12 protein-coding genes are annotated in these 14,143 nt (G+C 60.9%); 11 read left to right on the top strand and 1 reads right to left on the bottom strand.

Annotated features, from left to right (window positions below):
• The first annotated feature begins 87 nt into the window (after window positions 1-87).
• The 7 genes from paaI to AAC126_RS02835 all read left to right on the top strand — a co-directional run bounded on the left by paaI (window position 88) and on the right by AAC126_RS02835 (window position 7,481).
• Window positions 88-567: a hydroxyphenylacetyl-CoA thioesterase PaaI gene (gene paaI, locus AAC126_RS02865; protein ID WP_339849855.1), complete on the top strand. Its 480-nt coding sequence runs from the start codon at window positions 88-90 to the stop codon at window positions 565-567.
• Window positions 567-1,508 (top strand): PaaX family transcriptional regulator C-terminal domain-containing protein, encoded by a 942-nt coding sequence (locus AAC126_RS02860; RefSeq protein ID WP_339849853.1) that lies wholly within the window; start codon window positions 567-569, stop codon window positions 1,506-1,508. The genes paaI and AAC126_RS02860 overlap by 1 nt, the downstream gene beginning before the upstream one ends.
• Window positions 1,509-1,712: 204 nt before the next feature.
• Window positions 1,713-1,910: a hypothetical protein gene (locus AAC126_RS02855; protein ID WP_339849851.1), complete on the top strand. Its 198-nt coding sequence runs from the start codon at window positions 1,713-1,715 to the stop codon at window positions 1,908-1,910.
• A gap of 92 nt (window positions 1,911-2,002) precedes the next feature.
• The gene (locus AAC126_RS02850) at window positions 2,003-4,093 is read left to right on the top strand and encodes a hydantoinase/oxoprolinase family protein (RefSeq protein ID WP_339849848.1); all 2,091 of its coding nucleotides are present in this window, start codon (window positions 2,003-2,005) and stop codon (window positions 4,091-4,093) included.
• Window positions 4,094-4,105: 12 nt separating this feature from the next.
• A complete protein-coding gene (locus tag AAC126_RS02845; RefSeq protein ID WP_339849846.1) occupies window positions 4,106-5,830 on the top strand; it encodes a hydantoinase B/oxoprolinase family protein in 1,725 nt (574 codons plus the stop codon).
• 22 nt (window positions 5,831-5,852) lie between these two features.
• Window positions 5,853-6,638 carry an ATP-binding cassette domain-containing protein gene (locus AAC126_RS02840; protein ID WP_339849844.1) on the top strand — a complete coding sequence of 262 codons (786 nt, stop codon included), beginning with the start codon at window positions 5,853-5,855 and terminating at the stop codon, window positions 6,636-6,638.
• Between the two features lie 81 nt (window positions 6,639-6,719).
• Window positions 6,720-7,481 carry a Crp/Fnr family transcriptional regulator gene (locus AAC126_RS02835; protein WP_339849842.1) on the top strand — a complete coding sequence of 254 codons (762 nt, stop codon included), beginning with the start codon at window positions 6,720-6,722 and terminating at the stop codon, window positions 7,479-7,481.
• 21 nt (window positions 7,482-7,502) lie between these two features.
• Here the strand turns inward: AAC126_RS02835 and AAC126_RS02830 are convergent, their stop codons facing one another.
• The gene (locus AAC126_RS02830) at window positions 7,503-8,882 is read right to left on the bottom strand and encodes an MmgE/PrpD family protein (protein ID WP_339849839.1); all 1,380 of its coding nucleotides are present in this window, start codon (window positions 8,880-8,882) and stop codon (window positions 7,503-7,505) included.
• Between the two features lie 136 nt (window positions 8,883-9,018).
• On the opposite strand from AAC126_RS02830, the gene AAC126_RS02825 reads away from it, so the two are divergent.
• The 4 genes from AAC126_RS02825 to AAC126_RS02810 all read left to right on the top strand — a co-directional run.
• Window positions 9,019-10,590: an AAA family ATPase gene (locus AAC126_RS02825; protein WP_339849837.1), complete on the top strand. Its 1,572-nt coding sequence runs from the start codon at window positions 9,019-9,021 to the stop codon at window positions 10,588-10,590.
• A gap of 71 nt (window positions 10,591-10,661) precedes the next feature.
• Complete coding sequence (locus AAC126_RS02820; RefSeq protein ID WP_339849835.1) at window positions 10,662-11,261, top strand: hemerythrin domain-containing protein; 600 nt, start codon at window positions 10,662-10,664, stop codon at window positions 11,259-11,261.
• A 46-nt stretch (window positions 11,262-11,307) separates the two neighbouring features.
• On the top strand, window positions 11,308-12,681 hold the full coding sequence (gene hemN, locus AAC126_RS02815; protein ID WP_339849832.1) for an oxygen-independent coproporphyrinogen III oxidase: 1,374 nt from the start codon (window positions 11,308-11,310) through the stop codon (window positions 12,679-12,681).
• 467 nt (window positions 12,682-13,148) lie between these two features.
• Window positions 13,149-14,143, top strand: a 995-nt coding sequence (locus tag AAC126_RS02810; RefSeq protein WP_339849990.1) for a cbb3-type cytochrome c oxidase subunit I, incomplete at its 3' end; no start/stop codon positions are given.

Raw genomic sequence — 14,143 nt, 5'->3', positions numbered from 1 at the left:
GTTGCCGAATAGCAACAACAATGTGATACATATTTTTCAATTCGTCCAGAAAAATTGTATCACATTAACGCATGGGAACCGCACAGCATGAGCGACAAACAGGCGAAAGATGCCGCCAAGAATGCTGCGGAGAACACCGCTGACGAGACCGCCCGGCGCGTTGCCGACTGGATGTATGAAAATGACCCGGCAACCAGGGCTCTCGGCATGAAGGTGGAGCAGGTAACGCCCGGATACGCGCGGCTGCGCATGAAAGTCCGCGCCGACATGCTGAACGGTCACGGCACCTGCCATGGCGGCATGATCTTCAGCCTTGCCGACAGCGCCTTTGCGTTCGCCTGCAATTCTGGAAACACCCTGACGGTGGCCCAGAGCTGCGACATCAGTTTCGTCAATCCGGCACGCGAGGGCGACGAACTTGTCGCGACCTGCGAAGAACGGTTTCAGCGCGGCCGTTCGGGAATTTACGATACGGCCGTGGCAACGTTCGATGGCACACCCGTCGCCTTCTTTCGCGGCAAATCCCGCACCCTCGGCGGCGCGCTCATAGAGGACACGCCTCACTGATGACCCTCGCCATGAGCCCAGACACGCTTTCCGTTCTCGCCCGGGACATGCTCTCGGGGCTGAAGCCGCGCGCGAAATCCCTGATCGTAACTGTCTACGGGGACGCCATCCTGCCGCATGGCGGCACCGCCTGGCTCAGCGACCTGATCAGCATGATGGAGCTTTTCGGCATCGGTGAACGGGTGGTTCGGACGGCTGTTTTCAGGCTGGTTCAGGACGAGATCCTGACGGCACGGCAGATCGGACGCCGCAGTATCTATTCGCTGACAGAAAACGGTCGCCAGGATTTCGATGCCGCCCAGCGGAGAATCTATGCACCGGCCCGAAGTCGCGAGATGACTGGAGAGCCCTGGCAAATTGCCTTGCTGACCAGCACCATAAACAGCACAGAGCGCGAAGCCCTCAGGAAGGCGCTTGGTTGGGCGGGATATGGTGCTTTCGGCCCGCAGGTCCTGCTTGGCATCGGTGGAGACCTCGGCGGCGCAAAGCAGGAACTCGCACATCTTGGCCTCGAAGACCGGGTCGCGCTGTTCGAAGCCGCCCCGGATTCCGCCGCAATGACCCTGCGGGCATTATGCCGGGAAGCCTGGGACTTGGAAAAGACAGACACTGCCTATCGGGCCTTTGTCGAAGGCTTCATGCCTGTTCTGGATATTCTTGAAAACACGCGCGAAACTCTCGCACCCGATACGGCTTTCCTGCTGCGGGTGCTGATGATCCACGTCTATCGGCGCGCCCTGCTCCGGGATCCCGGCCTTCCCTCCGGCATCATGCCGGAGGCGTGGAGTGGCCGCAGGGCCACCGAACTTACCGCGCGGATATACACTCTGCTGAAGCAGCCGGCGCAGGCCTATCTGGAAAACACCATCAACGGCGTGGATGGCGCTTTGCCGCCACCGGCAGAATCATATTTTTCGCGTTTTCAGGGAGCCGCCGGCTGATCCGGACACGGGATGCCCATCAACCCGCTTCCGCCCGATCCAATTTTACCCGCCAGCTCAACCGTGTACTGCCTTTCGGCCGGAAAAACGGAACCAGACACTCGCCATGCCCCCGCCGGGATGATTAAATAAGCCAGCTTCAAAAACAGTCGTGCAACCGACTAATATCTTACACCTCTTCAAGCCGGCTTTGGGATCGAGGTCATGATCGAGATCTACATAGAATGCTGGGCCAGCCCGGACGGAATCCGGTATCCATGGTCAGTCTGGCAGGATGGCCGTCAGGTCGAATCCTCGCACACATCCACCCTTTACGAGGATCAGGATCAGGCTGAAGCCGAGGCGCGGCGATACTGCGTCGAGGTGCTGAAAGCGGAGCCGGTCAATGTTGTCCGGTTATGATCGCTGTCATTCATTGACGCCCGGCAAACATACGTCTTTACTAATGCTCACTCCTCTCCGATTTCTCTCTTATTCAAACCGATTGTATCGAAATGCCTGAGACCTCTGTACAAGGCCGCCTCGCGGTCGATGTCGGCGGCACCTTTACGGATGTCGCACTTGAATTTGGCCCCAAACGCTTCACGGCGAAGGTCCTGACAACCCCGTCAATGCCCGAGCGTGGTGTGATGGAGGGTATCGAAAAGGCGCTTGAGGTGGCCAATGCGTCACCGGCCGATATCGGGTTGATTATCCACGGCACGACTCTGGCAACGAATGCCCTGATCGAGCGGAAAGGCGCCAAGACGGCGCTGATCACAACAGAAGGCCTGCGGGACTCCGTGGAAATGGCCTTCGAGAACCGGTTCGAACAATATGACATCAATATCGACCGACCGGACCCGCTGGTGCCGCGCAATCTGCGCTGGTCCGTGCGCGAACGCCTGAATTTCAAAGGTGAAGTGCTGATCCCGCTGGATGAGGCGAGCGTCGAGGCGCTGGTCCCGCTGATAGAGAGCCACGAGATCGGCTCGGTCGCCATCGGTCTCATTCACTCCTACGCCAACGGCGCACATGAAGAGCGTGTCAGCAAAATCCTGGGCAAGGCGCTCCCCAATCTCAGCATCACGCTGTCGAGCGAGGTTTGCCCGGAAATCCGGGAATATGAACGGCAATCGACGGCCTCCGCGAACGCCTATGTGCAGCCGATCATGTCCCGCTATCTCGGTATTCTGCGCGAGGATCTGAAGAAACGCGGTTTCGCCTGCCCGGTTCTGCTGATGACCTCCGGCGGCGGGCTGACCACGCTGGACACGGCAATGAAATTCCCGATCCGGCTTGTCGAATCCGGCCCCGCTGGCGGCGCCATCCTGGCCAGCGAAATTGCCCGCGAGTGCGATCTTGCCAGCGTTGTCTCCTACGATATGGGCGGCACCACAGCAAAGATCTGCCTGCTGGACGATTTCATGCCGCAGACGACGCGCACCTTCGAGGTCGCGCGTGTCTACCGCAACATGAAGGGCAGCGGCTGGCCTGTCCGCATTCCCGCCATCGAGATGGTCGAGATCGGTGCCGGCGGCGGCTCCATCGCGGCTGTCGACAAGCTCGGCCGGATTGCCGTCGGGCCGCACAGCGCGGGTGCCGATCCGGGACCTGCCAGCTACGATCAGGGCGGCACAAAACCGACCGTGACGGACGCGGACGTGGTGCTCGGCAAAATCGATCCGGCGAGCTTCGCCGGAGGCTCCGTCTCCCTCAACCCGGACAAGGCCAAAGCGGCCCTGAAAACCGAGGTTGGCGACAAGATGGACCTCTCCGAAGTGCTGTCCGCCTTCGGTGTCTGCGAGATCGTCGACGAGAACATGGCCAACGCTGCCCGCGTCCATGCCATCGAATGGGGCAAGGATATCGCGGCCCGGGCCATGATCGCTTTCGGCGGCGCCGCCCCACTGCACGCAGCCAGACTGGCAGAGAAGCTCGACATTCCGACCGTCGTGGTGCCGACCGGCGCCGGTGTCGGCTCGGCAATCGGCTTCCTGCGCGCGCCGATCTCTTACGAAGTCGTGCGCTCCAGATATGTGAAGCTTGCGGACTTCGATGCGGGCGAAATCAATGCCCTGCTCTCGGGCATGGCGGACGAGGCCCGCGTCATCGTTTCCAGTGGCGCCGGCGGTGCCGCGCTTGAGGAAACCCGGACAGCCTTCATGCGCTATGTCGGACAAGGCCATGAGATTGCCGTCCCCCTGCCGGACGGTGACCTGACAGCAGAGCATGCAAAAACGATCCGGGCGGCGTTCGAAAGCGAATACAAGCGCCTCTATGGCCGGATCATCCCGGGACCGGAGCCCGAGATCCTGAGCTGGACTCTAACGATGACAGCACCACGGCCGCAAATCCCGGCGGAGCTGACTGCACCAAGCGGCGGTGCGGCGGAAGCAACCGGCAAGCGCGAGCTATTCGATCCGGCCAGTGGCACCTATGTCGAGGCCAAGATCTATTGGCGCGACAACCTGCCCGTTGGAGCATCCATTCAGGGCCCGGCGATCATCTCCGAATCCCAGACCACGACCATCGTGACATCCGCATTCGACGCGACCGTCAACGAACTCGGGTATCTCATCCTGACCCGCAAGCAAGCGGCCTGAGGGAGCATAGACATGAGCCAGAAATCAGCCCTCGATCAGATCCGCATGCAGATCCAGTGGAACCGGCTGCTCTCCGTCGTGGAAGAGCAGGCCCAGACCCTGATCCGGACCGCCTTCAGCACCTCCGCCCGTGAAGCCGGCGATATTTCCGCCGGTGTCTATGACTGCAGGGGCCGCATGCTGGCCCAGGCGGTCACCGGCACGCCGGGTCACGTCAATGCCATGGCCGCCTCGGTCGGTTTTTTCATGGAGAAGTTCCCGCTTTCGACCATGAAACCGGGCGATGTCTTCGTCACCAACGACCCCTGGCGCGGCACCGGCCATCTGAACGACTTCACTGTGGTTACTCCGACATTCCTCGGTAACGAGATCGTCGCCCTCTTCGCCTGCACGACCCACGTGGTCGATGTTGGCGGCAAGGGCTTCGGCCCGGACGGACGGCAGATCTATGAGGAAGGGATCAATATCCCGATCATGAAACTCGCCGAGAACGGCGAGTTCGTTGAGCCGGTGCTGGCCATCATCCGGAACAATGTCCGCAACCCGATCGAGGTCGAAGGCGATCTCTACTCTCTCGCCGCCTGCAACGATGTCGGCGGCACCCGCCTGATCGACATGATGCGCGAGTTCGGCATGGAGACGCTCGACACGCTCGCGGATTATGTGATCGAGAGCGCCCGGGCGGGCATGGCGGCGGAAATCCGTGAGCTGCCGAACGGCACCTACCACAATTCCATGCGGATCGACGGCTATGAAAGCCCGATCGATCTGGTCGCCGCCCTGACCATCCGCGACGAGGAGATCGAGGTCGATTTCACCGGCACCTCCGGCATTTCGACCTTCGGCATCAACGTGCCACTGACCTACACGCAGGCCTATGCCAGTTTCGGCATCCGCTGCGTCATCGGTGGGGCCGTGCCGAACAATGCGGGCTCCCTCGCCCCGGTCATCATCACCGCGCCGGAAGGCAGTATCCTGAACGCGCCCCATCCCTGCGCCGTGACTGCCCGGCACGTGATCGGCCAGATGCTGCCGGACGTCGTGCTCGGCTGCCTCAATCAGGTGATCCCGGACCGTGTGCCGGCCGAAGGAACCTCCTGCCTGTGGAATCCGGTCCTGCTCGGCGGGCATGGTCTGACGGATTCGGACTATGGTGACGCAACGCCATTCGCCATCAACACCTTCCATGCAGGCGGCACGGGCGCCCGCCCGGACAAGGACGGCCTCAACGCAACGGCCTTTCCGTCAGGCGTGCGCAACACCCCGATCGAGGTGAACGAGACCATCGCTCCCCTGATCATCTGGCGTAAGGAATATCGGGCCGACAGCGGCGGTGCCGGAAGGTATCGCGGCGGGGTCGGTCAGGTGATGGAAATCTCCCATTCCCAGCATGCCCCCTTCGCCATCAACTGCATGTTCGACCGGGTGACCTATCCGCCACGCGGCCGTAACGGCGGCGGTGACGGCACGGCCGGCATCATCGAACGGGCCAATGACGGCAGCCGGTTGAATTCGAAAGGCCGGCAGAGCGTCAACGGGGATGACAAACTGATCATTTCCATGCCCGGCGGCGGCGGCCTAGGAAACCCGCATGAGCGCGATCCGTCGGACGTCGCGCGCGACGTCCTGCTCGGCTTTGTTTCGCCCGAGGCGGCAGAGACGGTATATGGTGTCGCCGTCGATGGAAAAGGCGCGGTGGACGAAGCCCGAACAAAAGGTCTTCGCGCCACCAGCTAAAGAAAAGCCGAGGAAGAGAAGCATGGGATCAGGAAACGCCCCGGACATCCATATCGACGGGCTCGCAAAGAGCTTCGCCGACAATGAGGTGCTGCGGTCTGTCTCCCTGAACATTCCCGCCGGGCAGTCGACGGTCCTGATTGGACCGTCGGCGAGCGGCAAATCCGTATTGCTGAAATGTCTGGTCGGCCTGATGCAGATCGATAGCGGCAGCATGCGGTATGGCGATCTCGAACTCAGCGGACTGAGTACCGGTGAATGGAGCGATTTCCAGGGCCGGATCGGCATGCTGTTTCAGCAGAACGCCCTCTTCGACAGCCTCAGAATCTGGGAAAACATCGCCTTCCGCCTGACCCATCATGAAGGCGTTCCACGGGGCGAGGCCCGCGACCGTGCTGTTAAACGCATGGCGTCCGTCGGTCTCGGCGAGGAGATGGCCGATCTCTATCCTGTGGAATTGTCGGGCGGCATGCAGAAACGGGTCGGCGTGGCGCGCGCCATGGTCGGTAATCCGGAACTGCTGATCCTCGACGACCCGACGGCGGGACTCGACCCGATCCTGACCAATACAATCCTCTCGCTGATCGAGCGTGAGACATCGGGCAAGGGCACCACCGTGCTTGTCGTAACCGGCGACATGAAGGCGGCGCGCAGCCGGTTCGACAATGTCGCCATGCTGTTCGACGGAGAGATCAAATGGTCCGGAAAACGCGACGACGTTCCGGAGGCTGGCGATCCCTATCTCGAACAGATGATCAACGGTCAGGCCCGTGGCCCGATCAAGATGCGCCTCGCCGCCCGGGGCTGACCTCCAGCTTCAATTGATTTGGATCAATGCAGGCCGGCAGGCCGGTATTCATGCTCCCCTTGTTTTCATGCTGAGAAGCATATGAAACAGGAGAGCGAGCTGGCGATGGATGTAGCTGCCCCCGAGCTGACGAAACAAACCGGCCTCATGCCCTGTCATGGGTGTGAAGAGCTGACCTGCCCCATCCGTCAGGCTCTCGGCGAGGCAGATCTCACTACATGCTCAAATGCCGTGACCCGAATGTCCGCGCGTGCGGGGGAGAAGCTGGATGTCGCGGGCTTTGCCCCCGATACGGTCTTTCGTGTGGTTAACGGCATGCTCATGCAGGAGCATGTTTCCGAGGACGGACGCCGCCATATAGCGGCCTTCAAGACCAATGGCGACCTGTCCTGGCCATTGCCGCACCTCAAGCCCGGTGATATCCGCGAATTCTACGAAGCCGTACAACCGACCGAGCTCTGCATCATCTCCGTCGATCCAATTGCGCGCAGCGCGCCCGGCTCTGCAGGGTTGCTGAAAGCTCTTTACGGTGCGGCCCGGGATGAAGTGAGCCGCACCCAATCCAGGATGTTCCTGCTAGCCCGCTCATCCGCTGCCGAGCGCCTCGCCGGTTTTCTGCTGGATCTGGCAGAACGTACCGGCCAGGCAACCAGGCGCGGGGTAGAGCTGAAGCTCGGCATGCGGCGGGAACGCATTGCCGATCATCTGGGCATGCAGCCGGAAACCATCAGCCGGGTTATGTCCAGCTTCAAGAAAGCCGAAATCATCCGGCTGCCGCGCCCGTCCCTGGTCATTATCCCCGACCTGCAGGCCCTTTCGGCTATCGCATCGGGAGTGAGTTGATCGGCCTTGGCCTGAGGGCCGTCAGCCCGCCTGCGCCATTTCCGAAAGAACGCTGGCGTCCGCAATCTCGTTCAGCGACAGAATGCGATCCGCGAGTTCGTCAGCCCGGCTGGCGCCGAGGATCTCCTCGCTCAATGTCCCGAACTTGGCCAGCAGGCGCCGGCGCTGCTCCGGCTGGTCGGATGCGGGAACCCCCACATTCTCTACCTCTTCCACCGACGACCCATCTTTCAGGTCGAGTTTAACCCGGCCGTGGCTCCAGATATCGCTTTCAACACCAACCACGACGGAACGCTTGCCAAGATCGCGCAGGGTTTCATCCTGAGCATTCTCATCCGTATAGGTGTCGAGAGCCCCCGTATTCATCCCGCTTAGCGCCATGCCGACCGTATGCTTCAGGCTGAACTTGATCTGCAGGCCAGTGTCCGGACGATCGATATTGCAGACGGTCAAAGCGTCCTTGTTCACTTCGATGGTCGCGCGTTCCACCGCGTCTGGCTTAATAGAGTGAAGCTCTCGAAGCCGGCGGGCGGCCTCGATCGGTGAATGGGTCAGGTAACAGGCCGCATGATACTTGAAGAGATTGCCCTCCACCGCAAAGGCCCGGTTGCCGCCGGAGGTTATTTCGGCCGGGAAGAATCCGTCGGACTGGGTATCGGCAAGGCCCTGCGCGCATTCAATGGCATCGGTGCGCGAGGTCATGCCCTTTTTCGCCAGCCGGGCTGCCAGCAATCCGTTCATCGCCGCCTTGCCGACCTGGAAAGGCTTGGACATGGTGCCGAACATCGACTTGAGACCCGCGGCCTGCGCGATGGCAAGACCAAGCGCGTGCGCCGTCTGTTCGGCATCCAGCCCAAGCAGACGGGCCGAGGCAGCAGCCGCGCCAACGGTGCCGACAGTGGCCGTCATGTGCCAGCCGAGATTGTAATGCCCCTCGCCCACCATTTCCGCCGTCAGGACTTCCGCTTCATAGCCGACAATGAAGGCCTCGAGGAAGGCGCGTCCGGATACCGGCTGCATGTCGGAAATCGCCAGCAATGCCGGAACCAGCGGCACGGTCGGGTGCCCCAGCATCCGGGAATTCACATCGTCATAATCGAGCGCATGGGACGCAGCGCCATTCACCAGAGCGGCATTGAGCGGGCTCAATGCATTGGCGCGGCCAATCAGACGTGCGGGCCCGGAACCCTCCTCACCCATGGTTTCGGCGAGAATATGGCTCAACGGCTCCCGGCTTCCTGAGATGGTTACACCAAACCAGTCGAGTATGGCATCGGTCGCCCAGGCACGCGGCGCGGCGCCAATATCATTAGCCCCGATCGAAACGATCCAATCCGCCAGCGCGCGTGTCGCCTCTGACGGTCCAGCCTGCTTTGCTGTGTCGATTTCCGCTCTACCCACAATTTCCTCCTTCGCTCGCCCGGTCCGATTGAGCACGGCCCGGATTGAGTCATGTCCCTAATTGAGTCATGTCATGGTCGCGTAGACGGCACTGCGCCAGGGTCGGCGCTCAACCGAAATACGGGACCGGATCATCATGAGCCATCGAACCATGGAAGAAACCGAGGACCAAAGTGCGGCTTTGGAATTTCTGGCTCGCGCGGAGAACCATGATCTCCGGCCGGCGGAAGAGCCCGAGCATATCGTCACCCATGGCTCACATGTCTTTCTTGCTGGAGACCGGGCCTACAAGCTCAAGCGTGCCGTCTCCTTCCCCTATATGGATTTCGGCACTCTCGAGCGCCGGAAGAGGTTCACGGAAGCGGAACTGGAGCTCAATCGCCGGACCGCGCCCGCGCTTTATCTCGGTATTCGCTGTCTGACACGAGAGGAAGACGGCACAATTGCCTTTGATGGGGCAGGCAAGACCATTGAATATGTCCTCGAAATGCAGCGCTTCGATCAGGAGCTGCTGCTCGACAGGATGGCCGAAAAAGGCCGGCTGACCCCGGCGCTGATTGAGCAGACGGCCGAGCGCATTCGCGCCTTTCACGATGCGGCGGAACCGCTCCCGGCCGAGGATGCTCCGGGGGCAGGCTCCGGTGGAATGCGTTGGGTGATCGAGGAAAATCTCGAGGAATTCGCCTCCCAGCCCGAGCACTTTGCGCCAGACGAAGCAAAAACCTATACGGCCCGTGCTCGCGAGACGCTCTTGAAGGTGACGCCACTGCTCGACGCCCGGGTCGAGGCCGGACAGGCGAAACATTGCCATGGCGATCTGCATCTGCGGAACATCTGCGTTATCGACGGCACGCCGACCTTGTTTGACGGTCTCGAATTCAACCCGCGCTTCGCCTGTATCGATACGCTCTACGATCTGGCCTACTTCCTGAGCGATCTCGATATCCGGGGTCTGCCCGACCTCGCCAGTCGGGCCTTCAATCGTTACTTCATCGACGGCGGATATGACGGCCTGCCGTGCCTGCCCCTGTTCATCTCCACCCGGTCCGCCATACGCGCGAAAATCATGGTGAGTGGCGCGGACGCACAGGAGGACCGGTCCAGCAGAGCGGAAATGCTGGAACAGTCGTGCCAATCCTTCCAGGCAGCACAGCATCAGCTCCAACCGGCGGAGCCTGTCCTGATCGCAGTCGGCGGCTTCTCCGGCTCCGGCAAGTCCACCCTGGCACAGGCACTTGCCCCGTTATGCCTACCGGCCCCCGGTGCCATCCATCTGCGGAGCGATGTCATCCGGAAACGGCTTCACGGGCGCGCCCCGACGGAACGTCTTCCCGCTTCCGCGTATAGCGCGGACGTCAGCGCACAAGTCTACGAAACCATGCTGCGCCGGGCCGATGAAGCCTTGCAGGCGGGCTATCCCGTGATCATGGATGCGGTGAATGACCGCGCCGAAGACAGGGGTGCCATCGCGGCCCTGGCGCAGTCCCGCTCCGTTCCATTCAAAGGCTTCTGGCTCGACGTTTCCGAAGAGGTGATGGCAACGCGGATTGCCGGACGGTCCAATGACGCATCGGACGCCACCGAAGCGGTGATGCTTACCCAGGCGAAACAAGGGCACGGCGCACTCGGCGACTGGCAAAAAATAGATGCCGGGGACACGGTGGAGGCCACACTCGCGACCGTAAAATCTCTTCTGAACCTTCTTTGACATAGGTCAACGTCGGCCGGGATCAGATCACATACGCTCTTGCTACCGAAGACCTAGCAAGGGTGGTCGTCATGCCTAAAATATTGAAACTCCTGGAAGAAGACCACCGGCACCACGACATCTTGCTGTCAATCCTCGAGAATCAGGTGAAAGACGCGCACCTCACGGGCGAGCCCGACTACGACATTGTTTCCGCGATCGTCGACTACTTCCTCACCTACCCCGCCGAGTTTCACCACGTTCGAGAAGACAGGATCTACGAGAAGGTCGCCGCACGGGACATTGCCGCCGCGCAGGAAATCGGCCCGCTCGAAGAAGAGCACGAAGCCTGCGAAGCCTTCATAAAGGCTTTCGCCGCCGCGCTCTCGAATGTCCTCGGTGCGGGCATCATCACCCGCAGCCAGTTCACGAATGCAGCACTCGAATTCATCGAGTCCCAGCGCCGTCACATCCGGATGGAGGAAAGCATCTTCTTCCCGACGGCATTGCGCGTTCTGACCAGAGAAGACTGGGACTCTCTCGACGCCGACCTTTCCGACATCGCGGACCCGATTTTCGGCAACCAGAGAGAAGACCAGTTCGGCTCCCTGCGCCAGGAGATCCTGGATTGGCAGAGCGCGCGGGAACCAGCCAACGACCACGTTCCCGGCGAGCAAAAACTCCGCCTCTAGCAACAACCCGAACCATCATAAAACTCAGGTGAACCAGCCAATGAACATGATGTGTACAGCAGACATCACAGAGCGGGCACTTCTGCAAAAATACGGAACACGCAACGTGCCGCGCTACACAAGCTATCCGACGGCACCGCACTTCCATGAAGGCGTCGATGCGGAGATCTATAAAAGCTGGCTTGGGGCGTTGGACGCCGACACCTCCCTGTCACTTTATCTGCATGTCCCTTTCTGCAAGGAACTCTGTTGGTATTGCGGGTGCGCCACCCAAGTTGCCCGGAAATACGGGCCTGTTTCGGAATATGCCCGCGTGCTGGAGCGGGAAATCGAAACCGTCGCCAGCCATATCGGACAGCCGGGCACCGTCCGCCATATACATTGGGGCGGCGGCTCGCCAAACCGCTTGAATGCACATGATTTCAGCAGCTTGATGGCCGTTTTGCGCAATCGGTTCACGCTTGCGAAAGATGCGGAAATCGCTATTGAGATCGATGTTCGCAGTTTCGATGACAGCCTTGTCGAGGCCTACGCGCTTGCCGGGATCAGCCGGGCCAGCCTCGGCTTGCAGGACTTCACCCCTGCCGTGCAGACCGCCATCCACCGCGAGCAGCCGTTTGATCTGGTCGCGGATCGCGTTGCCGCCCTCCGGGCCGCCGGTATCGATGCCCTGAATTTCGATCTGATGTACGGGCTTCCCTACCAAAGCACCGGCGACGCCGTCCGCAGTGTCGAAATGGCTCTCAGCCTGGAGCCAAGCCGGGTTGCCGTTTTCGGCTATGCGCATGTTCCATGGATGCGCAAGCACCAGAACCTGATCTCGGCCGAGGCCCTGCCGGGCGCGGAAGCCCGGCGTGACCAGGCAGTGGCAATGACAGAAACGCTGCTCTCTGCCGGTTATGTGCAAGTCGGTCTCGATCATTTCGCACGCCCCGGAGACAGCATGGCCGAAGTGACCGAGGCCGGTACCCTGAAACGCAATTTCCAGGGTTACACCACGGACGATGCCGCCACACTGCTCGGGCTTGGAGCATCCTCCATCAGCTCGCTCCCCAATGGCTATATCCAGAACATCGCCAACACGCGCCTGTACGAGGAAAGCATCCGCAAGACCGGTTTCGCGATTGCCCGCGGCATTGCCGTCAGTGCCGAGGATCGATTGCGCAGACAGATCATCGAAGACCTGATGTGCGCCGGCAGGACGGACGTCGCCACGCGTTGCGCCGAGGCGGGCATGGACGTTCGCACGTTACTCGGCAACCAGACCGCCCTTGAAGAAATGCAGGTGGACGGTCTCCTGAGCTGGGATGGCGCGGTGCTCGAAATCACCACGGATGGCCGTCCCTATGTTCGCGTCGTGGCCGCATGCTTCGATGCCTACCTGCAAACGGGAAAAGCGCGGCATTCACAGGCCGTATGACAGCCAGAGGATATTCCACGCTCAAAAATGCGGCGCTTTGCCGCTGCGCGTTCCGGCCACATGGCCGCGTCGCGCCTTTTGATGGAATTTCGGCCTCAGGGCCAGAGGTGACGCTGGAATTTGATCTGGATCAATGTATCCGCGATCAAACGCTCCTAGCGTGCCATTAGCGGCCATTCCCGGAACGGAATGGTCAATCCGGTGTGTTCAGTATCGCGAGGGAAGTCATGAACAGCACACTAACCGCAAACCGCGACAGCGGTGGCGCATGGATCATGGGCGTGCTCTTCGCGCTTGGTTCCATTGTCAGCCTGCTTTGGATGGCGAAAGCAGATAGCCCCGAATTGGGTTTTCATGCCTTCCTGTTCTTCGCATTCTTCACACTTGGCTGCTTCGTGCTGGTGAAGCGGCACTACGATCTGGCCGAAAACCCAGCAACTCCCGTTGCCGGTGACGATGTCGGCTATATGGATGACGTCATCCGTGCCGGGGCCATTGCCTCCACTCTTTGGGGCATTGTCGGCTTCACCGTCGGTCTGGTCATTGCCCTGCAACTCGCCTTCCCGGTGCTGAATTTCGACCTGCCCTGGACGAATTTCGGACGCCTGCGACCTCTGCACACCTCCGCCGTGATCTTTGCCTTTGGCGGCAACGTGCTGATCATGACCTCCTTTCACGTGGTGCAGCGTACCTGCAAGGCACGTCTGGCCGGTGGTCTTGCGCCGTGGTTCGTGTTCTGGGGCTATCAGCTTTTCATCGTGCTGGCCGCGACCGGTTATGTTCTGGGCATCACCCAGAGCAAGGAATACGCGGAGCCGGAATGGTATGTGGATCTCTGGCTGACCATCGTCTGGGTGGCCTATCTGCTGGTCTTCCTCGGCACCCTCTGGAAACGCCGCGAGCCGCACATCTATGTCGCGAACTGGTTCTATCTCGCGTTCATCATCACCATCGCGATGCTGCACATCGTGAACAACCTCTCCCTGCCGGTCTCCCTTGCCGGCGCGAAGAGCTATTCGGCTTTCTCCGGAGTACAGGATGCACTGACCCAGTGGTGGTACGGCCATAACGCGGTCGGCTTCTTCCTGACCGCCGGCTTCCTCGCCATCATGTATTATTACATCCCGAAGCGGGCGGAGCGTCCGGTCTATTCCTACCGGCTCTCCATCATCCACTTCTGGGCGCTGATCTTCCTCTATATCTGGGCCGGTCCGCACCATCTGCACTACACGGCGCTGCCGGACTGGGCGCAGACTCTCGGCATGACCTTCTCGATCATGCTCTGGATGCCCTCCTGGGGTGGCATGATCAACGGCCTGATGACGCTCTCGGGCGCCTGGGACAAGCTGCGCACCGACCCTGTCCTGCGCATGCTGGTGACCTCCGTTGCCTTCTACGGCATGAGCACCTTCGAAGGCCCGGTGATGTCCATCAAGGCGGTGAACGGCCTCAGCCACTACAC

The organism is uncultured Nisaea sp., assembly GCF_963974195.1.
GTDB lineage: Bacteria > Pseudomonadota > Alphaproteobacteria > Thalassobaculales > Thalassobaculaceae > Nisaea.
The sequence above is the reverse complement of the archived record's forward strand: the minus strand, read 5'-3'. Positions and strand labels throughout refer to the sequence as shown.